This window comes from Spirillospora sp. CA-294931 (assembly GCF_050946795.1).
Classification (GTDB): Bacteria; Actinomycetota; Actinomycetes; order Streptosporangiales; family Streptosporangiaceae; genus Spirillospora.
On record NZ_CP192006.1, the window covers coordinates 5,908,952 to 5,931,140 of the forward strand.

The following is a 22,189-nucleotide window of genomic DNA, read 5'->3' on the forward strand; positions in this document are numbered from 1 at the left end:
CCGCAGAACGGCGTGACGCGGCCGTTCTTAGTCGATGCGTTGCCTGAGTCGTTCGGCCAGGGTGATCCACGCTGTGGCGCAGCCCCGCGCCAGGTCGGCGATGACCGGCGCGCAGTGGTCCGGCAGGTCGCGGCAGAGGCCCTCAAGGTCCTCGGGGTCCACCGTGTGGCGGTGCAGCCACCGGAGGGTGTGCCTGCCGGATTCGTTGAACTTCAGCGATGGATCGTTCCTCAGTTTGGCCAGGAGGGCGTTCTGGTCGACGGATCCGTCCTCGGAGCGCGGTTTCCGGTTCTCACCGGAGGTGCGCGGGGGCGGCGAGTCGGCCGCCGAGGCGGCCGGCTCGTGCTCGTTCGCCGACCGGTACCGCTCGGGCACCGGGTCCTCGCCTCGGCCGACGCGCTGCCGCACGTCCTGCACCGTGGCCAGGGAAAGGCCGGTCGCCCTGGCGATCGTGCGCAGCCCGGCCTCCGGATTGTCGTTGATCATCGCCGCCGCCTGGCGCCGCTTGGCCCCGCTGTCGAGCGGTCGCAGCCGGCCGTCCCTGCCCAGCCGGACGCCGGAGCGGGGGTTCTCCGCGCTCGATCGGCACCGAATCCGTGAAACGGTCTTACCGGAAAGTCCGGTGGCCGCGGCCACCGCCCGGTCCGACCATTGTGGATTGGCACTGATGATACGGTTCGCCGCCGCCACCCGATCGGCCTGAGAAAGGGGAAGACCATGGGCGACATTGGCTTCTACGGCCAGAATGAACGCGACGTTCGCATCGCAGTCGACCAATCGGGCCTCGATCGCGTCCAGATTGTTCAGCATCGCCGCCTGAACACGGTGCACGCCGTCAATGACGCGCATCGTGGGCTGGTGAACTATTATCGGCGGGAGGCTTTCGCAGGATTCGGCGAGCACCCGGACATGCTCCCAGTTCTCGCCTTCCTGCCGCGGCGAGTCCCCGATGACCAGGGATTCGATCCGCACTCTGGTGACCGGCTGCGACTTGATCCATGAGGACGAGGGAACAACGTCGTCCACATCGATCCTGGAACTCTCTAAATCCCTGTCGATGGTGGGACTCTCTAAACCCTTTCCACTAATTGAGCGATCGGCGAGTTCGGACATACATCGCCTCCTGAGCGCCTCGACATTGACTGTGATGTGGAGTCCTAGTCGTACCGCGCTTTCAGAGAACAAGCCCCAAGGAACGATGTCAACCCCCCGGGGGGCGACCCCACTCACCTTGTAGATATCCCTCGTCAGGAACGCCGTTGCGGACGCGAGTAGCGCCGGGTACTATGCGCCGACCATATGGGCATGCGCTTTCCCTATCGCGCGGTGACACCTACTGACATATGCGTTCGACCAGCGGGAATGCCCAGTCGAGCGTGGTCAGGCGGGTGCAATCGCGGCGGCCAAGATCATTTAACCTGGGGTTAACAACGCGGCGAAGACGATTGTCCAGGCCCTACCGAATGGTAGAAGGTGCCAATCTGAAACCGAGTCGCGTTCAGGGTGCAGCATTCTTCCCGACCGGGCCCGTATCGGAACTCCGGTCGCGGCGGCGGCTTACAGGTGACCGTGAGATGGCCGTCAGGCATCGCCCCCCGGCAGCACGGCACCCTCATTGGTGACGGCGTCCAAGAACGCCCCCGTGAAGGCCTCGACAGCCTCCTCGATGGTGGGGAACTCCGCTCCGAGCACCGGCGCGAGGGCCGGGCGGAGCAGCATGTGGGTGGCGAGGGGGCCGATGAGCAGCTGCGCGAGGATCGGCAGCGGCAGCGGCTTGAACCGGCCCGCCTCGACCTCCCCGGCCAGCCAGAGGCCGACGCTGCCGAGCAGGCGGGGCAGCGCCGTGGCCACCCAGACCTCGCGGCCGGGCCCGGCCGGGCGGGCCAGGACGTCGGCCATGATCGCGGGGAACACCCGCGGCTCGCGGCTGAACCCGTCCACGAAGGTGCGGTAGATGGTGCGCACGGTGGCCTCGGTGCTCGCGGGAGGCCGCGACAGCAGGTTCTCCAGGTCGAGTAGCGGCATGTAGCGCTCGAAGACCGCCGAGAGCAGGCCGTCGCGCCCCTCGAACGCCAGATGCAGGCTGGGCAGCGAGCATCCGGCCGCCGCCGCGACGCCCTCCAGCGTCACCGCCGCCAGGCCGTTGTCGGCGATCAGCACCGCCGCGGCGTCGATGGCACGGTCCCGCACCGGCCGCCCGCCCGGGTCGACGCCGGCCGCGCGGACGGCGTCGTCGAGCGTCTTCCTGGTCCCCCCGAGCCGCCGGACGAGCGTGCTGCGCGACATGCCGGCGGCGTCGGCGATCACGCCGATCGGCACGTCGGCGACGTCGGAGCCGCGCTCGCGGGCGACGCGGATCGCGGCCTCCACAAGATCCTCAGGAACCTTCACGTTCCGATCCATGCTGGCCATTGTACTCCACTATATTCTTGGCATAGTCTAGTTCCATCAAGGCTTAACCGGTGCCGTTCCCGGCCGCTACCGGCGTAAATGCCGCCTTTGCGTCCGGGCCTGCCACAAATGGGCGGAGGGTCCGACATGTGGGCAATGATCATAAAGGAGTTTCTCGAGCTGCGCCGAGACAAGCGCACCATGGCGATGATCGTGGTGCTGCCCCTGGTGCTTCTCGTGGTGTTCGGATACGCGGCCAGCTTCAACGTCGACAGCATCTCCACGCACGTGGTCGGGCCGCAGGCCCAGCAGGTCGCGGGCCAGCTGCGCGAGCCCTTCGACGTCAAGAAGGTCGAGCCGACGACCGACGAGGCCACCGCGCGCGAACGCCTGCGCGACAGCAAGGTCGACGTGGTGGTCGTGACCAAGGAGGGGTCCTCCACCGCGCTGGTGGACGGCTCGCAGCTGTTCACCGCCAAGGCCGCGGTGGCCGAGCTCGCCAAGACCGGCGGGGCGATCAAGCCGGACGTCCTGTACAACCCCGATCTCAAGACCTCGTGGATCATGATCCCGGCGCTGGTCGGCATGATCCTGGCCTTCATCGGCACGATCATCACCAGCATCGGCCTGGTGCGCGAGCGCCAGGCGGGCACGCTGGAGCAGCTGGCCGTGATGCCCTTCCGGCCGTCCGACGTCATCGCCGGAAAGATCGCGCCGTACTTCGCGCTCGCCGCGCTGGACATGATCGTGGTCGCCGTCGTCGGCGGCCTGCTGTTCGGGGTCCCGTTCTCCGGCTCGGTCCTGACCTTCGCGCTCGGCGGCGCGCTGTTCCTGTTCGCGGTGCTCGGGATCGGCGTGCTGATCTCGACGGTCTCGCAGAACCAGGGCCAGGCCACCCAGCTCGCCCTGATGACGATGCTGCCGCAGATCCTGCTCTCGGGAATGATCTTCCCGCTGGAGTCGATGGCCGCGGGCGTCCGCTGGATCGGCTACCTGCTGCCGCTGACCTACTTCATCCAGATCTCCAACGGGACGATGCTGCGCGGCGCCCCGATCGCCTCGCTCTGGATTCCGCTGGTCGTCCTCGCGGCGATGGCCACGGTCGTCTTCTGCGCCGCCGTCCTGCGGTTCCGGCGTGACCTCGCGCCGAGCCAGCCGTCGGCCAAGCGCAAGGACAGCGAGCAGATGGCGGGTGCCCGATGAGCACCGACCCGGGCTGGGGCGCCTGGGACGTCACCGTGGCCTACGGCGGCCAGGTCGCGCTGGAAGGCGTGACCCTGGCCGTCCCCCAGGGGAGCGTCTCCGCTGTGGTCGGCGGCGACGGCGCGGGCAAGACCACGCTGCTGCGCTGCCTGGCCGGGGCGGTCAGGGCCCGCTCTGGACGCGTCGAGGCCCCGCCGCAGCGCGAGATCGGCTTCATGCCCACCGCCACCGGGGCGTGGCGCGAGCTGACCGTGGCCGAGAACGTCGAGTTCGTCGGCGCCGCCCACCGCATCCGCGGCAAGGAGCTGCGCGCCCGCCGCGACGAGCTGCTGGAGGCCGCCGGGCTGGAGAAGGTGCTCGACCGGCAGGCGGGCATGCTCTCGGGCGGCATGCGGCACAAGCTGGCGTTTTCGCTGGCGATGCTGCACAAGCCGCGGATGCTCATCCTGGACGAGCCCAGCACGGGCGTCGACCCGGTCAGCCGCGTGGACCTGTGGCGGCTGATCGCGCAGGCCGCCGTGGACGGCACCGCGATCGCCATGGCGACCACCTATCTCGACGAGGCCGAGCGCTGCGCCACCGTGCTCGTCCTCGACGGCGGCCGCGTCCTGCAGTCGGGCACGCCCGACGAGGTCATGGCCGACTCCCCGGGCACGATCACGGCCACCCACCAGCCCCCCGATCCCGAACTGGCCTGGCGCCGCGGGCGGATCTTCCACACCTGGCACCCGGGCCCGCCGCGCCCGGGTGAGCAGCCGATCGCCCCGGACATGGAGGACGCCGTCGTGGCAGCGGCCCTCAGCAGCCTGAGCCGCACCGGGTCCGAACCCGACAAGGACGTGTCATGAGCAGCACACCGCTCGCCCACGCCGACGCCGTCACCCGCCGCTTCGGCGACTTCACCGCCGTCGAGGACGTGTCGATGACGGTCGAGCCCGGTGAGATCGTCGGTCTGCTGGGCGCCAACGGCGCGGGCAAGACCACCCTTCTGCGCATGCTGCTGGGCCTGCTCCTCCCCACCGAGGGCGCGGTCAGGCTCTTCGGCGAGCCGCCCTCGCGCGAGGTGCGCATCAGGCTCGGCTACGTGCCGCAGGGCCTGGGCCTTTACACCGACCTCACCGCCGTCGAGAACTTGGAGTTCGTGTCCCAGGCGTTCGGCCAGGAGACCGCGCCCGACGCTCCCCCGGGCTCGGGCGGGCGCCTGGTCGGCGGCATCGGGCTCGGCATGCAGCGGCGGCTGGCCTTCGCCGCCGCGCTCAGCCACAACCCGGGCCTGCTGATCCTGGACGAGCCCACCTCGGGCGTCGACCCCCTCTCGCGCGCCCGTCTGTGGGACACCATCCACTCCCAGGCCGAGCAGGACGTCGGCGTCCTGGTGACCACGCACTACATGCAGGAAGCGCAGCAGTGCGACCGCCTGATCCTGATGTCGCACGGCCGCCAGGTCGCCTCCGGCACCGAGGCCGACATCATCGGCGACTCCACCGCCGTCGAGATCGACCCCGCCGCCGACTGGACCCGCGCGTTCTCCGCCCTCAACGAGGCGGGCCTGCCCGTCACCCTCGCGGGCCGCAACGTCCGCGTGGCCGACACCCGGCCGGACGACGTCCGCACCGCCCTGCGCGCGGCGGGCCTGGAGGCCGACATCCGCACGGTTCCCGCCACCCTCGAAGAGAAGATGACCATCTTCGACCGTGCCACCCCCAATTCCCCCACCCCGGTGGCCTCCGCGGGCTCGGCGCCCCCCTGAGCCCGCGGAGGCCACCGGGGTCGGTCCAGCCGAACTCCAGGGCGATGAACCCACCGCCGGTGAGCATGACGGCGCCGCCCGGCGGTCAACGGGGTGAACGCCTCGATCGCGAGGATCAGGCGTTCACCCGCCGCCGTCCGCGCCACACCCCGGCAGCCGCCGTCCGCATGGCGGCGGCCTCGGCGAGCGCCGCGCCGAAGCCGGTGCCGAGTTCCGCGCCGAACGGGCCGACGGTCGGCAAGGGCAGGTCGCGCCCGTCCTCGATCCGCGGCGCGGCCGCCAGCCGGGCAAGGTCGGCGGCGGGGTGCGGGTACACGGCGCCCCGGGTCGAGTGCACGAGCACGGTCGGCGGCCCGGGTCAGGGCGCGGTCGTGGCGACGTAGACGGTGTTCTCGGCGGTTCCTCCCTGGATCGGGTTGGGGAACTCCACCACGTGGGCCTTCACCTCGGCGAAGACCCGGGCGAGCAGGGCGCGGAACTCCTCGTCCGGCGGGTCGTTGGACCACACCGCGAAGACGCCGCCCGGATGGAGCCGCCCGGCCGTCCGGCGCAGCGGCTCCTCCTGGTAGAACGCCGCGTGGTCCGGGTTCAGGACATGGCGGGGCGAGTGGTCGATGTCCAGCAGGACGGCGTGGAAGAGGCCGCCGTCCCCGCGCGGGTCGAGCCCCGACGGCCCGAAGAAGTCGCCCTGGGCCAGCTCGCACCGGGTGTCGGAGGTCAGGCGCTCCCCCAGCGGCACCAGCCCCCGCGCGTGCCACTCGATCACCTCGCCGAGGGCCTCGATCACGACCAGGGAGCGCACCCTCGTGTCGTCCAGCACCGCCCCGGCCGTGTAGCCGAGGCCGAGCCCGCCGACGGCCACGTCCAGCGCGTCGCCGGTCACCGCCGCCAGGCCCAGCCGGGCCAGCTCGACCTCTCCGGCCGTCCAGAGGCTCGACATCAGGAAGTCGTCGTCGAGCTTGATCTCGTAGACGTCGATCCGCAGCGCCGGATCGCGCCGCCGCCGGAGGCTGACGTCCCCCATCGGCGTGGGACGCCAGTCGAGCTCCTCGAACAGTGCGCCCATGGGCGTTCCTCTCCTCGTCCCGCGCGGTGTGTGGTTCCACACTGCCAGGCGCACCGGCCTCCGCCCGCGCGTGTCGGAGTCTCAGCCGTCCTCGGCGCGCCCGGTGGCGAACGGCACGTCCAGGACGTGCGAGATCCGGCCCGCCGCCGTCTCGGTGTCCCACAACGGGCACAACGGCTCCAGCTCGGGCGGGGACTGGCGGGCCGGACCGGCCCAGGCCCACAGCCACCAGAGTGCCCCGTCGTGGCGACGGCACAGCACCTCCTGCCGCATGCCCGGGTGCATCGCGTGCCCGAGCGGGTCGCCGGGGTCGGGTTCACCGGCCGGGTTGGTCACCCGGACGGCGCCGTTCCCGCACAGCCGCGCCTCCAGGCCGCGCCGCTCCAGAGCGCCGACAAGGGCCAGGGCCGCCGCGCGCCACGCGCGGTCGGGAAGGTGCTGCGTTTTCGTCAGGTTCATGATCGGGAACTCCTCTCCGCTTCGGCCAGGGCGTGGCGGGCGGTGCGGCGGGCGGCCTGGCGGGCGGGGTCGGGGACGGGTGACGCCATGAGCAGGCGGCGCGTGTAGGGATGCCGGGGGTCGGTGGTGATCTGGTCGCCGGTTCCGGACTCGACGATCTCGCCTCGGTACAGGACGTTGACCCGGTGGCTGAGGCGGCGGATCACCGCCAGGTCGTGGGAGATGAACAGGTAGGCGACCCCGGTCGTCTCCTGGATGTGGAGGAAGAGGTCGAGGATGCGGGCCTGGGTGGACAGGTCGAGCGCGGAGACGGGCTCGTCGCACACGATGACCTTGGGGTCCAGGGCCAGGGCGCGGGCGATGGCGATGCGCTGACGCTGGCCTCCGGAGAACTCCCGGGGCAGCCGCCGGGCCGCGGACGCGGGCAGCCCGACCCGGTCGAGGAGTTCGCGCGTGCGCTCGTCGGCGGCGCCGGTGTCGAGCGACCGGACGGCGACCAGGGGCTCGGCCAGGATCCGGCCGATGGGGTGGGCGGGGTTGAGGGAGCCGTAGGGGTCCTGGAAGACGACCTGGAGGTCGGTGGCGAGGGCGCGGCGGTCGCGGCGCGGCAGATGGGTGATGTCGCGGTCCTGGTAGAGGACGCGGCCGCCGGTGACGGGCGCCAGGCCCAGGACCGCGCGGCCGATCGTGGTCTTGCCCGAGCCGGACTCGCCCACCAGGCCGACGGTCTCCCCGGCGCGCACGTCCAGGTCGACGCCGTGCAGGATCTCGACCGGACGCGAGCGCGGGCCCCGGCGCGGATAGGCGACGCGCAGTCCGCTGATCCGCAGGATCGGAGGGTGGGTCATGCGGTCACCTCGCCGAACAGCGGCGGCCTGGCCGGGCCGCCGTCGATGATCGCGTCCATCAGCGCGCGGGTGTAGGGGTGGCGCGGGGCGGCGAAGACCGGCTCCACCGGACCCGTCTCGACGATCCGTCCGGCCCGCATGACCGACACGCGGTCGCACAGGTCGGCGACCACGCCGAGGTCGTGGGTGACCAGCAGCAGCCCCATCCCCCGTTCCGCCTGGAGGTCGCGCAGCAGGTCGAGCACCTCGGCCTGGACGGTGACGTCCAGCGCGGTCGTGGGCTCGTCCGCGATGAGCAGGTCGGGGTCGCAGGAGATCGCCCCGGCGATGAGCACGCGCTGGGCCATGCCGCCGGAGATCTGGTGCGGGTAGGCGGCGAACGTGCGCGCGGGGTCGGCGATGCCGACCCGGTCCAGCAGGTCGAGGGCGCGCTCGCGGGCCCGGGCGCGCGACAGCCGCAGCTGGTGCCTGATCGGCTCGGTGAGCTGGTAGCCGATCGTGAACGCGGGGTCGAGGTTGGACATGGGCTCCTGGGGGATGTAGCCGATCCGGCGTCCGCGCAGCGGTGCCAGCGTCCGCTCCGGCGCCCCCGCGAGCTCGGTTCCGTCGAAGGTGACCGAGCCGTCCAGGACGCGGCCTCCCGTGGGCAGGACGCCCAGCACGGCGAACGCGGTCTGGGTCTTGCCCGACCCCGACTCGCCGACCAGGCCGTGGACCTCGCCCCGGCGCACCCGCAGGTCGACGCCGCGAACGACCTCGACGGCGGCGGCGCCGGGACGGCCGTAGCCCACCCGCAGCCCCCGCACGACCAGCAGATCGTCCGCCGAGGGCTCCGGGGGCGCCGCGGCGTCGGCCGCTTCGGGGCTCACGTCGTCGTCCCCGGCGTCGGTGCCGCCGGAGCCGCCCGCCTCCAGCGTGTCGCGGATCGCGGCGGCCAGCAGGGCGAACGCCACGCACACCAGGCCGATGGCGAGGCTCGGCCACAGCAGTTGCAGCGGCGCGGTGTACAGGTCGCGGAAGCCGTTGTTGAGCATCGTGCCCCAGGTGACCCGGTTGGGGTCGCCGAGGCCGACGAACTCCAGCCCCGCCTGGATCCCGATCGCCGCCCCCGCGATCATCGCGGTCTGGATGATGATCGGCGCGCGCACGACCGCGAGGACGTGCCGGCGGATGATCCGGACGTCCGACAGCCCGGCGACGCGGGCCGCGTCGATGTAGGGCTCCTGCCGGACCGCCAGCACCGCGCCGCGGACCACGCGGGAGTACACCGGCGCGGCCAGGACGCCCACGATGGCCATCGATCCCCACAGGCTGGGGCCCAGGACCGCGCGGGCGGCCAGCAGGACGATCATGCCGGGCAGCGCGAGGACCAGGTTGACCGCCCAGTCCGCGACCGTCTCGAACCAGCCGCGGAAGTAGCCGGCGACCAGGCCGGTGGTGATGCCGAGCAGCGCGGCCACGGCCAGCGTGAGGCAGGCCCCGGCCAGGCTGAACCGGCCCGCGTACAGGAGGTTGGACAGCACGTCCGCGCCGGTGGAGTCGGTGCCGAGCGGATGCCCGCCGCCCGGTGCGCGCAGCGCGTCGGCGACGTCCCCGCTGCGCGGTCCGTACGGCGCCAGCAGTGGAGCGAAGACCGCCGACAGGGCCGCGGCGACCAGGACGGTGAGCGAGGCGACGGCGAGCGGGTCGCGTACCAGCCGGCGGGCGAGCCCGGTCCGCGCGACCGGCGGCGGGTCGGTGATCTCGGCGGGCATTCCGGTCATGGCCGCCTCTGCTTCGGGTTGAGCCACCCGGCCAGCAGGTCGGTGACCAGGTTGACCAGGACGACCACGACCGCGGTCATCACCACCAGCCCCATCACCACGGGGAGGTCGCCGCTGGCCGTGGCGCTGATCGTCAGCTGTCCGACGCCCGGCAGCGAGAACACCTGCTCGACGATCACCGCGCCGCCGATCAGCGCGATGAGCTGCAGCCCGAGCACCGACAGGGCGGGGCCGCCCGCGTTGCGCAGCACGTGGCCGAACAGGATCCGCCGCTCGGGCAGGCCCCGGGTGCGCAGGGTGCGCACCCAGTCCTGGCGCAGGGTGTCGATGACCGAGCCGCGGACCTGCTGGGTGACATAGACCGTGGACGAGCCCGCCAGCGCGATCACCGGCAGGGTGATCGACGACAGCCAGCCGCTCACCGACGTCCCGAGCGGCGTGTAGCCGGTGGCCTGGAAGAGGTCGAGCCGCACCGCGAAGATCGTGACGAGGAACAGCGCGACGACGAACCCGGGCAGCGCCACGCCGAGCACCGAGACCGCCTGGACGATCCGGTCCACCCGTCCGCGCCGGACGCCCGCCCACATGCCGAGGACGGTGGCGGTGACGGCGGTGAGCAGGATCGTCCCGACGACCAGCGACAGCGTGACCGGGAGCCGGGCCGAGACCGCCTGCGCGACCGGCTGCCCGGTGAACCACGACCGGCCGAGGTCGCCGCGCACGGCGTGCGCCAGCCAGTCGCCGAACTGGACCAGGACGGGACGGTCCACCCCGAGCTCGGCGGCCTTCTGGTCGACCTGCTCCCGGGACGCGGTGTCGCCGAGGATCTTGCGGGCGACGTCGCCGGACCCGGCGTACAGCAGCAGGAAGGACAGGGTGGTGACGGCGGCGAGCAGGACGATCCCCGCCGCGAGCCTCCGCAGGAGATAGGCGAGCATGGGTCAGGCCTTGGGGGTGAAGTTCAGGACGTACGGCGAGGTGTAGTTCTTGACCAGCCGCACGGAGGTGCGGGTGTCGGTGGCCCACGGCATCTCGACGTGCAGCCACGGCGCGAACCACGCCTGCTCGGTCAGGTGGGCGTTCAGCTCCTTGAGCGCGGCCCGCTGCGCCGTGGCGTCACCGGCGCGGTACCGGTCGATGAGGCCGAGCATCCTGGCGTCGCGGACGCGGAAGGGGTTGAGCGGCGCCTGCGGCGCGAGCAGCTGCTGCATCATGAACCAGGGGTCGCCGCCCTGGAACGGGAAGTAGGAGGCGGGGTACTTCGCCGCGAGGATGTCGCTGGTGACGTTGGGTCCGCCGTCCTTGAGGTCGACGGTGACGCCCACGGCGCCGAGCTGCTGCTTGACCACGTCCATGAGGACCTTGCCCGCGGCGGTCGTCGGCATGGTGATCTTGACGTCGGTGGCGTGCCCGGCCTCCTTCAGCAGCGCCCTGGCCTTGGCCGGGTCGTAGGCCCAGCGGGTTTCGAGCGCGGGGTCCAGCGGGCCGCTGTCGGTGGAGAACATCTGCGCCGTGGTGGTGCCCATGCCGCCGGAGACCACGCGGAGCAGCGCCTCGCGGTTGACCGCCAGGTTGATGGCCTGGCGGACGCGCCGGTCCTTCAGCGCCGGTGACACCTTGCCCTCGCGGTCGAACAGGAACAGCCCGGCGACGTCCAGCTTCTGCGTCGCCACCGACCAGCCCGCGGCCCTGACCTGCTTGTTCAGCGAGGTGTACATGTGCGCGGCGTTGACCTGGCCCGACCTGATCGCGTTGGCCATGGCGCTCTGGTCGGTGAAGGACTTGAGCGCGAGCTCGTTGTAGCGGACCGCGCCCGCGTTCCAGTAGCCCGGGTTCTTCTTGTAGACGTAGTTCGACCCGATGACCGTGTCGGAGGCCACGGTGTAGGGGCCGGTGCCGACGGGCCTGGTGGCCGCGTCGGGCTTGTCGAAGGTGTTCGGGGCCTGCATGTAGGAGATCGAGGTGCCCAGCGCGCGGACGATGCCCGGGTCCTTCTGCTTGAGCGTGATGACCAGGGTGGCGGCGTCCGGCGCGGCGAAGCTCTTCACGGCCGACATGGCCTGGGCGTTGAACCCGACCTTGACGTTGCGCTCGAGGTTGGCCTTGGCCGCGCTCGCGTCGAAGGGGGCGCCGTTGGTGAACTTCACGCCGCCGCGCAGCGTGAGGGTCAGGACGGTCTGCTCGGGGTTGTAGGCCCACTTGGTGGCGAGCATGGGCGCGGGGGTCCCGTCCGGGCGCAGCAGGACGAGGGTGTCATAGACCGCCTGGTAGTACATCGTCCTGCCGCCGGTGACGGTGGTGTTGGCGGCCAGCGACAGCGGCGCGCCCTGCATTCCCACCGTCAGCCGGGCCGACGTGCCCCCGCTCGCCCCGCCGCCGCATCCGGCCAGAGCCAGGGCCAGGGTCACCGCGAGGGCGGCGCCCACGCCTTTCGCCGCGGCCCCGCTTCCGGCCGCCGTCCTTCGGTCCATCAACGCCTCCTCGATCGGTCCCAGGGTGCTTCATCGCCTGCGGGGGTGAGATGAAGCACCCTGGCCTCGATGCGGAGAGTAACATTCAACTTCTAACGAGCGATAGGGATTCAGTGCGCAAATCCTCGAGCGGTGACAAAGCCACGGACAATGAGCCCATGATCGAAGGTGAACGTCCCGAGCCGCGCGACCGGCGCCGCGGGCCCTACCGCAAGAGCATCGAGCGGCGCCGCGAGATCCTCGACGCCGCGCTGCTGGTGTTCGGCCGCAGCGGCTACCGCAGCGGCTCGATCCGTGAGATCGCCGAGCTCGTCGGGATGAGCGCGCCCGGCCTCCTGCATCACTTCGGGACCAAGGACGCGCTGCTCATCGCGGTGCTGCGGCACCGCCAGCAGGTCGACCGCGACTACTTCGCCGACCGGGACGCGCAGGGCGCGGGCGCGCTGATCTCGCTGGTCGAGGCCGCCGAGCGCAACGCCCGCCGCAGGGGCCTGATCGAGCTGTACTCCGTCCTGTCGGCCGAGGCCACCTCCGCCGACCACCCGGCGCACGCCTACTTCACCGAGCGCTACAACGGGTCGCGCGCGTTCATCGGCGGCGCGTTCGAGGAGCTGGCCGCGCTCGGCCAGCTGCGTCCGGACGTCGACCCCGTGGTGGCGACCCGCTCCACGATCGCGCTGATGGACGGCCTCCAGATCCAGTGGCTGCTGGACGGCGACTCCGTCGACATGCCCGGCGACCTGGCGGTTTACCTCCAGAGCCTCGTCTCGCCCGAGGCCTGGGCGCTGGCACTGGCGCGCCGCGGACAGCCCGCCCCGCCGGCCCGTCCCGGCAGGTCCGCACCGGCGCCGGTCGGCCATCGCGGCGCCACGATCCAGGACGTCGCCGACGCCACCGGCGTCTCGATCGCCTCGGTCTCCCGCGCGCTCAACGGCAAGCCGGGCGTGTCGGCGTCCACCCGGGCGGCCGTCCTCGCGGCCGCCGGGGAACTGGGCTTCACGGGCAACGCCACCGCTCGCGCGCTGAAGCTCGGCAGGACCGGCAGGATCGCGCTCACCGTCCCCGAACTGCACGCCGCCGACGCCGCGCTCATCATCTCCGGCGCCGCCGAGGCGCTGCAGAAGGCGGGCCACAGCCTCGCGGTCGGCACCACCGGCGCCGACGGGGGGCGCATCGTCCCGGCGCTCGACCGGCTGGCCCAGCACGGGTTCGACGGCGCCATCCTCGTCCAGCCGTCCGCCCCGCCCGAGGAGTACCAGGACCTGGTCGCCGCGGGTGTGCGCGCGGTCCTGATCGAACCCGCCACCGACCCCGTCCCCGATCTCCCCGCCGTGACCTGCGCCAACGCCGAGGGGGCCCGCCGGGCGGCGCGGCACCTGGCAGACCTCGGTCACACCCGGGTCGCCGTCCTGGCCGGCGATCCGACCCACCCGCTCACCCGCGCCCGCCTTCGCGGCGTCCACCAAGCCCTGGAGGCGACCACCCTCCGGCACTGCGACGACCTCGACTCCGCCCGCGCCACCGCCCGCACCCTACTCCGCACGCCCGCGCCGCCCACCGCGATCCTCGCCTTCGGCGACCACCTGGCCGCCGGTGCCCTGCAGGCCGCCCGCTCCCTGGGCGTCGACGTTCCGGGACGTCTGTCGGTGATCGGCTTCGACGACGGGACCGCCGACCTGCTCGCCCCCGCGCTCACCGTCGTCCGCCGCCCCCTGGCCGAACTCGGAGCCGCGGCGGCCCGGCTGCTGCTCGACCGGGAGTCGCGATCCCTGGATCTCCCCACCGACCTGGTCGTCCGTGCGAGCACGGCCGCTGTGCCAGAATCGTAAACGTTTACGCTCACTGGCACCCCCAACGGGTCGCGACCCGACCCCAAGGAGCACGATGAACGCCACCCCCGCCGAGATCCTGCGGTCCCTGACCCTCGCCCAGAAGGCCTCCCTCACCTCCGGAGCCGACTACTGGCACATTCCGGGCATCGACGAGGCGGGCGTCCCGCCGATGCGCGTCGCCGACGGCCCGCACGGCCTGCGCCGGCAACCCGGCGACGCCGACGCCATCGGGATCGGCGAGAGCCTCCCCGCGACCTGCTTTCCCCCCGCCGTCGCCCTGGCGTCCTCCTGGGACCTGGACCTGATCCGCCGCATCGGGGAGGCGCTCGGCGCCGAGGCCCGCGCCGCCCAGGTCTCGGTGCTGCTCGGCCCCGGCGTGAACATCAAGCGGACCCCGCTCTGCGGGCGCAACTTCGAGTACTTCTCCGAGGACCCGTTCCTGTCCGGCCGGGCCGGGGCCGCCTACGTGCACGGGGTCCAGTCCCAGGGAGTCGGCGCCTCGCTCAAGCACTTCGCGGCCAACAACCAGGAGACCGACCGGATCCGCATCAGCGCCGACGTCGACGAGCGCACCCTGCGCGAGATCTACCTGCCCGCCTTCGAGCACGTCGTGCGGGACGCCCGTCCCGCCACCGTCATGTGCTCCTACAACAGGCTCAACGGGACGCACGCGAGCGAGAACCACTGGCTGCTGACCACGCTGCTCCGCGACGAATGGGGCTTCGAAGGCCTGGTCGTCTCCGACTGGGGAGCGGTCGCGGACCGCGTCCGGTCCGTCGCGGCGGGGCTGGACGTCCAGATGCCCCCGACCCGCACCGACCACCTCGTCGTCGAGGCCGTCCAGGACGGCCGGCTGGCGGAAGACCAGGTGGACGCCGCCGCCCGCCGCGTCCTGGAGCTCCACGCCGCCCTCCCCCGTCCCGCCGCCGACGCGCGCTTCGACCCCGATGAGCACCACCGGCTGGCCCGCGCCGCCGCCGCGTCCTGCGCCGTCCTGCTGAAGAACGAGTCCGGCCTGCTGCCCCTTGACCCGTCCGGCACCGCGAGGATCGCGGTCATCGGCGAGTTCGCCCGCACCCCCCGCTACCAGGGCGCGGGCAGCTCCCAGGTCAGGCCGACCCGCCTGGACACGGCCCTGGACGCCATCACCGCCGCCGCCGGTGACCGCGTCACGTTCGCCCCCGGGTTCACCCTGGACGGCTCGCCCGTCCCCGCCCTGGCGGCCGAGGCGGTCGAGACCGCGCGGAACGCCGAGGTGGCCGTGCTCTTCCTCGGCCTGCCCCCGGCCGCCGAGTCCGAGGGTCTCGACCGCACGCACCTCGACCTGCCCGCCGACCAGCTCGCGCTCCTCGCGGCCGTCCACGAGGTCAATCCGCACACGGTCGTGGTTCTCTCCAACGGTGCGGTCGTCTCCGTCAGCGAATGGCAGCACAACGCGCGCGCGATCCTGGAGGGCTGGCTCCTGGGCCAGGCGGGCGGCTCCGCCACCGCCGACGTCCTGTTCGGCCACGCCGAGCCCACCGGGCGGCTGGCCGAGACCATCCCGCTCCGGCTCGAAGACACCCCGGCCCACCTCTACTTCCCCGGGGGAGAGCAGCACGTCCGCTACGGGGAGGGCCTCTACGTCGGTTACCGCCACTACGACACGTTGGAAAAGCCCGTCGCCTACCCCTTCGGGTTCGGCCTCGGCTACACCACCTTCGAACTGGGCGGGCTGACCGTCACCCCGGCCGGTGACAACGCCTTCGATGTCACGCTCCAAGTCACCAACACCGGTGCCCGGACGGGCACGCAGACCGTGCAGATCTACGTCCACGACGTGGAGAGCTCGCTCGACCGCCCCGTCCACGAGCTCAAGGGCTTCGCGAAGACCACCCTCGCCCCGGGCGAGACGGGCCGGGTCGGGCTTCACCTGGACGAACGCGCGTTCGCCTTCTGGTCGGTCGCCGAGCACCGCTGGAAGATCGAGGCGGGCCTGGTCGAGATCCGCGCCGGGTTCTCCTCCCGCGACATCCGGGCCCGCCACCGCGCCGAGATCGCGGGCGACCGCGTCCCGACCCCCCTGGACGCCATGTCCACCCTGGACGAATGGCTGGCCCACCCGGTGGCCGCCCCGCTCCTGCGGCCGTTCCTCAGCCAGAGCGCCCTCTGGTCGGCCGACCTGACCCCGACCCGCCGCAAGATCATCGGCGCCATGCCCATGGCCAAGCTCGCCACCTTCGGCGTGGGCATCTCCCCCGCCCAGCTGGCCGACCTGATGCGTCACTACCGGGCCCAGGCCGACGCCGCCTCCTGACCCGCTAACCCACCTCTTCCACCTCGTGGTCGATGAGGATCTCGCGTTGCAGGGTGGCGGCGTAGCTTTCGACGCTGTCCACGATGTCGACCTCGTCGGGGTCCAGCAGCCACTGGGTCTGGAGCCCGTCGAGGGTGGCCACGATCTCGGTGGCCTTCACCCAGGGGTCGAAGTCGGTGCGGGCCTCGCCGTCCTCCTGGGCCCGGCGCAGCGACTCGGTGACGATGGCCCGCATCGCGCGGTAGCGATCGACGAAGTGCTCGTGGGCGGGCGCGTCCGGTTCCAGGTTCTCGGCCACCAGGACGGTGAACAGCTTGGCCAGCCCCGCCCGCTCGCGGTTCCGGCGCGCGTAGTTCGGCAGCTCCCGCAGCCGGACGTCCGGGCTCAGGCCGAGCAGTTCCATGGCGTACGCCTCGCTGTCGGCGTTGCGCTGCTCGATCACCGCGATCAGCAGGCCCTCCTTGGTGCCGAAATGGTGCAGCAGGCCGGGCTGGGTGATGCCCGCCTCGCGGGCCACGTCGGCCAGGGCGGTACCTCGGAATCCGTTGCGCGCGAACAGTTCGGCGGCCATCGCGACGATCTCGGCGCGCCGCTGTGCGGCCCGCTCCCGCCTGCTGGGCTGTTGCTTGTCAGAGCTCACGGTGTCAGCATAGTCTCGTTCACTTACCGAGTATTAGGTAAGTGAACGAGGCGGGTCATCACCCGTCCCCCCTCTCCCCACCCCTCCCGGAGGTGCGACATGCGCTTCGCGCGCCACGCGTCACGCTCTTTGCTGGCACTGCTGCTTCTTCCGCTCGCCCTGCTGGTTCCCCTCGGTCCCGCGCACGCGGCCCAGGTCGAGCCCGTGATCCTCGTGCACGGCTGGTACGGCTCGGCGTCCAACATGACCGACCTGGCCACCGCGCTGAACCAGGCGGGCTACCGCGCCTACACGATCAACCTGCCCGGCCAGGAGAACGTGGCCAACGCGCGGGCGATCGGCGACCTGGTCACCAAGGCCCGCAACGAGACCGGCGCGGCCAAGGTCAGCCTGGTCGGGCACAGCATGGGCGGCCTGTCCACGCGTCACTACATCAAGTTCATGGGAGGCACCAACACGGTGCGGGCCTACGTCTCCATGGGCACCGGACAGCACGGCTACCAGCCCGCCTGCTCGCTCGGCGAGTGGTTCGGCGGCCAGATGTGCCCGACCAACAAGTTCATCCTCGACCTCAACGCCGGCGACCAGACCCCGGGTGACGTCGCCTACACCACCCTCTACAGCACCAAGGACGAGGCCAAGGAGCCGCTCGTCGGCGCCTGGTGCTCCCGCGAGATCCCCGACGTCAACCACGCCGACGAGCCGAAGTCGCCGCTGTTCATCGACGCGACCAAGAAGGCCCTCAGCGGCGTCTGCCCCTGACAGTGAGAGAAGGTGGGTGAGCCGGCCCACCACGCCAGGATCGTGAATCGGGGTGGGTCGCGAGGCCCACCCCTCCCCGCTCAGGCGGGCTTGCGGGCGATGGCCCCGTACATGTGGACGTGGGCGTCGTCCACGGCGGCCGACTCCGCGTCGGGGAACCAGTGGTTGACCAGGACGACGCCGGGGTCGAGAAGCTCCAGGCCGTCGAAGAACGCCTCCACGCGCGGCTTGTCGCGGGCGACCAGCGGAATGCCGTTGGCGTTGTAGGCCGCCACCCCCGCCTTCACCTCGGCGGGGGCGCTGTCGGCGGTGCAGGTCGACAGCGCCAGGACGCTGCCGGGCGCCAGCGGGGCCATGAGGCGGTCGATGATGCGGCGCACCTCGGCGTCGTCGGGGATGAAATGGACGATCGCGATCAGGCTCAGCGCGACCGGCCGGTCCAGGTCGAGGGTCTGGTCCAGCTGCGGCGAGCCGAGGATCGCATCGGGGTCGAGGAAGTCGGCGTCCAGATAGGTGGTCCGGCCCTCGGGCGAGCTGGTCAGGAGCGCGCGGGCGTGGACGAGGACGATCGGGTCGTTGTCGACATAGACGATCCGGGCGTCGGGCGCGACGGCCTGCGCGACCTCGTGCAGGTTGGGCGCGGTCGGCAGCCCGGTGCCGATGTCCAGGAACTGCCGGACGCCGAGGTCGTGGGCGAGGTGGTGCGCCATGCGCGCCATGAAGCGCCGGTTGGCGCGCATCGACGCGGGCAGGTTCGGCCAGTAGGCCACGATGTTCGCGGCGGCCTCCCGATCGGCCGGGAAATGGTCTTTGCCGCCGAGAATGTAGTCGTACACCCGGGCCGAATGCGCCACCTCGGTCTTCAGCTCGATACCCTCGCCCATACGTGTCCCCTTTGCGTGCCTTTGCCGCCCGGACGCCACGGTAGGCCCTTCGCACCCGACTGTCTCGCCTTTCGAGACGCCGGACGGTCTAGTGCCAGGACTCCTGGCGCAGGCAGCGCACCGCGAGCATCGGGACGCCCGGGAACGCGCGGGATTCGGCGACGGCCCGGAAGACTGCCTGCTCGGCGTCGGCGGGCGCCGGTCCGTCCGACAGGCGAACCCAGGACTGCGGCAGGACGCCGAACGCCCCGCCCTCCCGGCTCAGCACCGAGGTCGCGGACGGCGTGTCCGTCTCCGGCCAGCGTCCCAGGACCGCGCCGTCGAGCACGACCGCCAGCCGCTCGTACGCCAGGACCGCCTTGTAGCCCATCGGCACCCGGTCGTAGAAGCCGCCGTACCCGCCGAACTCCCCGAAGTCGCCCGCGGGCCACGTCCGCCCCCAGCCGTTGCCCTCGCTCGTGGCGAAGACCCAGCGAGTCGGCCCCTCGTCCAGCGCGAACGGGTCTCCCCCACCCGGAGGCCAGTCGTACCGGATCGCCGTCGCGGGCACCCCGCCGTCGGTCACGCGGCATCGCCCTTCTCAAGCATCGATTCGATCCCCGTGACGAGCATGGTCAGCACCGTCTCGAACAGCACGTCCGGGGGTTCGGGGGTCGCGGCGGCAAGGACGCGCCGCAGGTTCGCCAGTTCCCCGCCGGGCGTGGCCGGGGGTATCCCCGTCCAGGACGCGGGGTCCAGGCCGGGCGGCGGACGGTCGTGCCAGGCGTCCCAGACCTCGGCGAACCCGGCCACCTGGAGCACGGCGATCGACCAGGCCCGGTAGGCGTCCTGCGCGGACAGGCCGATGGCGGTGAGAAAGCCCACCAGCGCGTCGTCGCCGCGCGACAGGTCGGGCGAGGCGAACGGGGTGAGGTCCTCGGCGCGGGCGAGGGCGAGCATTCCCGGATGGTCGCGGTACCAGGAGCGCAGGGCGCGGCAGTGCTCGCGCAGGCTCTCGCGCCAGCGCGCGGGGTCGAGCGACGGTTCGGGACGGTCGGCCTGGCAGACGGCGACGATCTCGCGGAGCAGATCGCGCCGGTCGGCCACGTAGTTGTAGAGGGCGCGCGGCGAGACGCCCAGCCGGTCGCCGACGTTGCGCATGGTCAGCTCGGACGGGCCGGCCTCCCCCACGATCGCCAGGGCCGCCCGGGCGATCCGCTCCCTGGTCAGGGTCGGGCGTCCCTTGCGGAACTCGGGCCGTCTGCGACGTCCGGAAACGCCGCCGGGAGCTGATCCGGTCGACACGGGCGCCATCGTAGCCCGGTTTGAACTTCATAGAGCGTTGACTTTAATGGACCTCGCACGGCAGATTAGGCATGCCTTACTAACCAACAAGACCGAGAGGACCGGCATGGACTGGTCGGCCGTCATCACCTATGGAGTCGGGTACGGAGTGGCGCTGGGCGTCGCGTTCACCGTGGCGGTGTTCGCGGGCGCCGCGGCGAGCCGGGACTTCCTGCTGAACGACTACCCGCGGACGATCCAGGACCGGTACGGCCGCCCCAAGAGCGCGCGCGGACGCCGGGTGGCGATCGTCTTCGGGGTGGCGGTCTGGGGCGGGTGCGGGCTCCCGCTGATGACGATGGCGATGGTCGGCCTGGACGGGGCGCTGGACGACGGCCTGGACTTCCCGTCCGCGGCCGTCTGCGCCGCCCTCGTCTTCGCCACCTTGAGCCTCTGGGACCTGGTGGTGCTCGACTGGATCATCCTGGCCGGGTTCCGCCCCCGGCTCCTGGTGCTGCCCGGCACCGAGGGCATGAAGGAGTATCGCGACCTGCGCTTCCACCTCGTGGCCGCGCTCAAGGGCAGCCCGGCGATCGCGGTCGTCGGCCTGGTCACCGCGACCGTGGCCACGCTGCTGGCGTGATCGCTCCAGGGAGGCGAAAAGCAACGCGCTTCGGGGTGGCTTTGCCAAACCTTCACGCTTGCGGCGTTCACCTATTACGATCACTGCGCAGCCATATACCTGCCGGGGGTGCAGCCCCAGAGAGGCCATCGGTGACCGACCGCGAGGTTCCCTACGAGTTCGACGTCGATGTGCCCAACGCGGCGCGGATGTACGACTACTACCTGGGCGGCAAGGACAATTACGCCGCCGACCGGGAAGCAGCCGAGAAGATCATGGCGTTGGGACCGAGCCGGGACATCTGCGTGGCCAACAGGCGCTTCCTCGGACGCGCCGTCCGGCTGGCCGCCGCCTCGGGGATCGGGCAGTTCCTCGATCTGGGGACGGGCCTGCCGACGCAGGACAACGTGCACCAGGTCGCCAAGCGTGTGGATTCCGGGGCGCGGGTCGTCTATGTCGACTCCGACCCGATGGTGCTCGCGCACGCCCGGGCGCTGCGCGCGCTCGACGCCACCACGGCGGTGATCCACCGCGACATCCGCGACCCGGACGGGGTGCTCGGGCATCCCGAGGTGGAACGGCTGATCGACTTCGACGCGCCGGTGGCGGTGCTGTTCGTGGCCGTCCTGCACTGCCTCACCGACGCCGAGGACCCCTGGACGGTGGTCCGGCGCCTCACCGCGCGGATGGTGCCCGGCAGCCTGCTGATCATCTCGCATCTGACCGACGACGCCCATCCCGAGGTGGGCGCGGCGGCGCGCGAGGTCTACGAGAACGCCACCGCGCCGCTGGTGCACCGGTCCCAGGCCGCCATCTCCCGGTTCTTCGACGGGTTCGAACTGCTGGAGCCGGGAGTGACGACGGTGAACCGGTGGCGTCCCGACGACGACCTGGACCGCGGGCGTCCGGGCGGTGAATGGTTCTACGTGGGAGTGGGCCGCAAATCATGAGACGGCGTTGTGCGATCGTCGCGGCGGGCCTGACGCTGCTGGCCGCGTCCTGTGCGGACGCGGACAAGGACGGCGGGAAGGTCGAGTCGAAGAACGCCACCAGCATCGCGTTCTTCGGGTTCGCCAAGGCCAACTCCTTCACGGCCGCCACGTTCGAGGGCGTGCGGCAGCAGGCGGGCAAGGAGGGCGGGAAAGCCGAGTTCTTCGATCCCGGCTTCGACGCCCAGGCCCAGGTGAGGCAGCTTCAGGACGCGATCACCGCCAAGCGGTTCGGCGTGTTCGTCGTCCAGGCCGTGGACGGCGCCGCCGTCGTCCCGGCGCTGCGCACGGCGGTCAGGAACGGGATCACGGTGGTCGTCCAGTTCACCCCGGTCGGCACCCGGTACGACACCGCCGAGCCGCAGGTGCCCGGCACGATCTCCCTGGTCGACGTGCCCGTGCGCAACGGGGAGCGGCTCGGGCAACTCGGCGCCGCGGCCTGCAAGAGCGCGAAGCCGTGCAAGGTGGCCTACCTCGAAGGGATGCGGGCCCTCCCTCTGGACAACGCGCGGACGAAGGCGGTCGTCGGCGCGCTCAAGCGCACCCCGGGGACGCAGGTCGTCGCCCAGGTCGAGGGCGGGTACACGCGCGACACCGGACGCAAGGCGATGCAGGACGTCCTCCAGGCCCACCCCGACGTGAACGTCGTGATCGGCGCCTCGCAGGCGCTGCTGGGCGCCGAGTCCGCGGCCAAGGGCAAGAAGGTCGTCTATGTCGGCAACGGGGCGTCCCGCCAGGCGGTCGCCGCCGTGCGGGAGGGCCGCTGGCACGGCGTCCCCTACCTGCCGGTCAGGACCGCCGGGGCCAAGGCCGCCGAGCTCGGGCTCGCCAAGGCGCGCGGCAAGAGCGTCCCGGCCGCGACCGAGATCTCCTCGCTGGCCCCCAACGGCGGCGTCGTCACCGCGAAAGAGGTCGCCGCCTTCGGCATCACCGGCGAGTACGACGAGTAG

At 71.9% G+C, this 22,189-nt stretch carries 22 protein-coding genes; 9 read left to right on the plus strand and 13 right to left on the minus strand.

The window, feature by feature from the left end; all coding sequences use genetic code 11:
- Positions 1-27 precede the first annotated feature (27 nt).
- Both ACQPY4_RS26700 and ACQPY4_RS26705 read right to left on the minus strand, forming a co-directional pair.
- Positions 28-1,113 carry a ParB/RepB/Spo0J family partition protein gene (locus ACQPY4_RS26700; protein WP_433325239.1) on the minus strand — a complete coding sequence of 362 codons (1,086 nt, stop codon included), beginning with the start codon at positions 1,111-1,113 and terminating at the stop codon, positions 28-30.
- Between the two features lie 468 nt (positions 1,114-1,581).
- Complete coding sequence (locus ACQPY4_RS26705) at positions 1,582-2,403, minus strand: TetR/AcrR family transcriptional regulator (RefSeq protein WP_433325241.1); 822 nt, start codon at positions 2,401-2,403, stop codon at positions 1,582-1,584.
- A gap of 144 nt (positions 2,404-2,547) precedes the next feature.
- On the opposite strand from ACQPY4_RS26705, the gene ACQPY4_RS26710 reads away from it, so the two are divergent.
- Genes ACQPY4_RS26710 through ACQPY4_RS26720 form a run of 3 tightly spaced genes read left to right on the plus strand, consistent with a single transcriptional unit; the run spans position 2,548 to position 5,344 of the window.
- Positions 2,548-3,594: an ABC transporter permease gene (locus ACQPY4_RS26710; RefSeq protein WP_433325243.1), complete on the plus strand. Its 1,047-nt coding sequence runs from the start codon at positions 2,548-2,550 to the stop codon at positions 3,592-3,594.
- Positions 3,591-4,442: an ABC transporter ATP-binding protein gene (locus ACQPY4_RS26715; protein WP_433325245.1), complete on the plus strand. Its 852-nt coding sequence runs from the start codon at positions 3,591-3,593 to the stop codon at positions 4,440-4,442. The genes ACQPY4_RS26710 and ACQPY4_RS26715 overlap by 4 nt, the downstream gene beginning before the upstream one ends.
- Positions 4,439-5,344, plus strand: a complete 906-nt coding sequence (locus ACQPY4_RS26720) for an ABC transporter ATP-binding protein (protein ID WP_433325247.1) — start codon at positions 4,439-4,441, stop codon at positions 5,342-5,344. The genes ACQPY4_RS26715 and ACQPY4_RS26720 overlap by 4 nt, the downstream gene beginning before the upstream one ends.
- A 115-nt stretch (positions 5,345-5,459) precedes the next feature.
- On the opposite strand, the gene ACQPY4_RS26725 is transcribed toward ACQPY4_RS26720, so the two are convergent.
- The 7 genes from ACQPY4_RS26725 to ACQPY4_RS26755 form a co-directional block, all read right to left on the minus strand.
- On the minus strand, positions 5,460-5,687 hold the full coding sequence (locus ACQPY4_RS26725) for a hypothetical protein (RefSeq protein WP_433325249.1): 228 nt from the start codon (positions 5,685-5,687) through the stop codon (positions 5,460-5,462).
- Positions 5,688-5,702: 15 nt separating this feature from the next.
- Positions 5,703-6,410, minus strand: a complete 708-nt coding sequence (locus ACQPY4_RS26730; RefSeq protein ID WP_433325251.1) for a spermidine synthase — start codon at positions 6,408-6,410, stop codon at positions 5,703-5,705.
- Between the two features lie 81 nt (positions 6,411-6,491).
- Positions 6,492-6,869: a hypothetical protein gene (locus ACQPY4_RS26735; protein ID WP_433325253.1), complete on the minus strand. Its 378-nt coding sequence runs from the start codon at positions 6,867-6,869 to the stop codon at positions 6,492-6,494.
- Positions 6,866-7,717 carry an ATP-binding cassette domain-containing protein gene (locus ACQPY4_RS26740; RefSeq protein ID WP_433325255.1) on the minus strand — a complete coding sequence of 284 codons (852 nt, stop codon included), beginning with the start codon at positions 7,715-7,717 and terminating at the stop codon, positions 6,866-6,868. The genes ACQPY4_RS26735 and ACQPY4_RS26740 overlap by 4 nt, the downstream gene beginning before the upstream one ends.
- A complete protein-coding gene (locus tag ACQPY4_RS26745; protein ID WP_433325257.1) occupies positions 7,714-9,480 on the minus strand; it encodes a dipeptide/oligopeptide/nickel ABC transporter permease/ATP-binding protein in 1,767 nt (588 codons plus the stop codon). The genes ACQPY4_RS26740 and ACQPY4_RS26745 overlap by 4 nt, the downstream gene beginning before the upstream one ends.
- The gene (locus ACQPY4_RS26750) at positions 9,477-10,418 is read right to left on the minus strand and encodes an ABC transporter permease (RefSeq protein WP_433325259.1); all 942 of its coding nucleotides are present in this window, start codon (positions 10,416-10,418) and stop codon (positions 9,477-9,479) included. The genes ACQPY4_RS26745 and ACQPY4_RS26750 overlap by 4 nt, the downstream gene beginning before the upstream one ends.
- Before the next feature lie 3 nt (positions 10,419-10,421).
- Positions 10,422-11,951: an ABC transporter substrate-binding protein gene (locus ACQPY4_RS26755; RefSeq protein ID WP_433325261.1), complete on the minus strand. Its 1,530-nt coding sequence runs from the start codon at positions 11,949-11,951 to the stop codon at positions 10,422-10,424.
- Between the two features lie 158 nt (positions 11,952-12,109).
- On the opposite strand from ACQPY4_RS26755, the gene ACQPY4_RS26760 reads away from it, so the two are divergent.
- The gene (locus ACQPY4_RS26760; RefSeq protein ID WP_433325263.1) at positions 12,110-13,780 is read left to right on the plus strand and encodes a substrate-binding domain-containing protein; all 1,671 of its coding nucleotides are present in this window, start codon (positions 12,110-12,112) and stop codon (positions 13,778-13,780) included.
- 55 nt (positions 13,781-13,835) lie between these two features.
- Entirely contained in the window at positions 13,836-16,079 is a 2,244-nt protein-coding gene (locus tag ACQPY4_RS26765; protein ID WP_433325265.1) for a glycoside hydrolase family 3 C-terminal domain-containing protein, read from the plus strand.
- Positions 16,080-16,083: 4 nt separating this feature from the next.
- Here the strand turns inward: ACQPY4_RS26765 and ACQPY4_RS26770 are convergent, their stop codons facing one another.
- Complete coding sequence (locus ACQPY4_RS26770) at positions 16,084-16,719, minus strand: TetR family transcriptional regulator (protein ID WP_433325267.1); 636 nt, start codon at positions 16,717-16,719, stop codon at positions 16,084-16,086.
- A 99-nt stretch (positions 16,720-16,818) separates the two neighbouring features.
- On the opposite strand from ACQPY4_RS26770, the gene ACQPY4_RS26775 reads away from it, so the two are divergent.
- A complete protein-coding gene (locus tag ACQPY4_RS26775) occupies positions 16,819-17,481 on the plus strand; it encodes an esterase/lipase family protein (RefSeq protein WP_433325269.1) in 663 nt (220 codons plus the stop codon).
- Positions 17,482-17,561: 80 nt separating this feature from the next.
- Here the strand turns inward: ACQPY4_RS26775 and ACQPY4_RS26780 are convergent, their stop codons facing one another.
- The 3 genes from ACQPY4_RS26780 to ACQPY4_RS26790 form a co-directional block, all read right to left on the minus strand.
- Positions 17,562-18,365: an SAM-dependent methyltransferase gene (locus ACQPY4_RS26780; RefSeq protein WP_433325271.1), complete on the minus strand. Its 804-nt coding sequence runs from the start codon at positions 18,363-18,365 to the stop codon at positions 17,562-17,564.
- A gap of 88 nt (positions 18,366-18,453) precedes the next feature.
- Positions 18,454-18,930, minus strand: a complete 477-nt coding sequence (locus ACQPY4_RS26785) for a hypothetical protein (RefSeq protein ID WP_433325273.1) — start codon at positions 18,928-18,930, stop codon at positions 18,454-18,456.
- Complete coding sequence (locus ACQPY4_RS26790) at positions 18,927-19,649, minus strand: TetR/AcrR family transcriptional regulator (protein ID WP_433325275.1); 723 nt, start codon at positions 19,647-19,649, stop codon at positions 18,927-18,929. The genes ACQPY4_RS26785 and ACQPY4_RS26790 overlap by 4 nt, the downstream gene beginning before the upstream one ends.
- 106 nt (positions 19,650-19,755) lie before the next feature.
- On the opposite strand from ACQPY4_RS26790, the gene ACQPY4_RS26795 reads away from it, so the two are divergent.
- From ACQPY4_RS26795 to ACQPY4_RS26805, 3 genes are all read left to right on the plus strand, one after another.
- Positions 19,756-20,271 carry a hypothetical protein gene (locus ACQPY4_RS26795; RefSeq protein WP_433325277.1) on the plus strand — a complete coding sequence of 172 codons (516 nt, stop codon included), beginning with the start codon at positions 19,756-19,758 and terminating at the stop codon, positions 20,269-20,271.
- Between the two features lie 131 nt (positions 20,272-20,402).
- Positions 20,403-21,200, plus strand: coding sequence for an SAM-dependent methyltransferase (locus tag ACQPY4_RS26800; protein ID WP_433325279.1), 798 nt, complete (start codon positions 20,403-20,405; stop codon positions 21,198-21,200).
- A complete protein-coding gene (locus ACQPY4_RS26805) occupies positions 21,197-22,189 on the plus strand; it encodes a sugar ABC transporter substrate-binding protein (protein ID WP_433325281.1) in 993 nt (330 codons plus the stop codon). Before ACQPY4_RS26800 ends, ACQPY4_RS26805 begins: the two co-directional genes overlap by 4 nt.

Bases quoted from the DNA above. Each gene is read 5' to 3' on its own strand.
- ACQPY4_RS26730 (WP_433325251.1), bottom strand. From the start codon at position 6,410: ATGGGCGCACTGTTCGAGGAGCTCGACTGGCGTCCCACGCCGATGGGG.
- ACQPY4_RS26740 (WP_433325255.1), bottom strand. From the start codon at position 7,717: ATGACCCACCCTCCGATCCTGCGGATCAGCGGACTGCGCGTCGCCTAT.
- ACQPY4_RS26755 (WP_433325261.1), bottom strand. From the start codon at position 11,951: ATGGACCGAAGGACGGCGGCCGGAAGCGGGGCCGCGGCGAAAGGCGTG.
- ACQPY4_RS26750 (WP_433325259.1), bottom strand. From the start codon at position 10,418: ATGCTCGCCTATCTCCTGCGGAGGCTCGCGGCGGGGATCGTCCTGCTC.
- ACQPY4_RS26735 (WP_433325253.1), bottom strand. From the start codon at position 6,869: ATGAACCTGACGAAAACGCAGCACCTTCCCGACCGCGCGTGGCGCGCG.
- ACQPY4_RS26745 (WP_433325257.1), bottom strand. From the start codon at position 9,480: ATGACCGGAATGCCCGCCGAGATCACCGACCCGCCGCCGGTCGCGCGG.
- ACQPY4_RS26700 (WP_433325239.1), bottom strand. From the start codon at position 1,113: ATGTCCGAACTCGCCGATCGCTCAATTAGTGGAAAGGGTTTAGAGAGT.
- ACQPY4_RS26805 (WP_433325281.1), top strand. From the start codon at position 21,197: ATGAGACGGCGTTGTGCGATCGTCGCGGCGGGCCTGACGCTGCTGGCC.
- ACQPY4_RS26705 (WP_433325241.1), bottom strand. From the start codon at position 2,403: ATGGATCGGAACGTGAAGGTTCCTGAGGATCTTGTGGAGGCCGCGATC.
- ACQPY4_RS26710 (WP_433325243.1), top strand. From the start codon at position 2,548: ATGATCATAAAGGAGTTTCTCGAGCTGCGCCGAGACAAGCGCACCATG.
- ACQPY4_RS26720 (WP_433325247.1), top strand. From the start codon at position 4,439: ATGAGCAGCACACCGCTCGCCCACGCCGACGCCGTCACCCGCCGCTTC.
- ACQPY4_RS26765 (WP_433325265.1), top strand. From the start codon at position 13,836: ATGAACGCCACCCCCGCCGAGATCCTGCGGTCCCTGACCCTCGCCCAG.
- ACQPY4_RS26780 (WP_433325271.1), bottom strand. From the start codon at position 18,365: ATGGGCGAGGGTATCGAGCTGAAGACCGAGGTGGCGCATTCGGCCCGG.
- ACQPY4_RS26775 (WP_433325269.1), top strand. From the start codon at position 16,819: ATGCGCTTCGCGCGCCACGCGTCACGCTCTTTGCTGGCACTGCTGCTT.
- ACQPY4_RS26760 (WP_433325263.1), top strand. From the start codon at position 12,110: ATGATCGAAGGTGAACGTCCCGAGCCGCGCGACCGGCGCCGCGGGCCC.
- ACQPY4_RS26795 (WP_433325277.1), top strand. From the start codon at position 19,756: ATGGACTGGTCGGCCGTCATCACCTATGGAGTCGGGTACGGAGTGGCG.
- ACQPY4_RS26715 (WP_433325245.1), top strand. From the start codon at position 3,591: ATGAGCACCGACCCGGGCTGGGGCGCCTGGGACGTCACCGTGGCCTAC.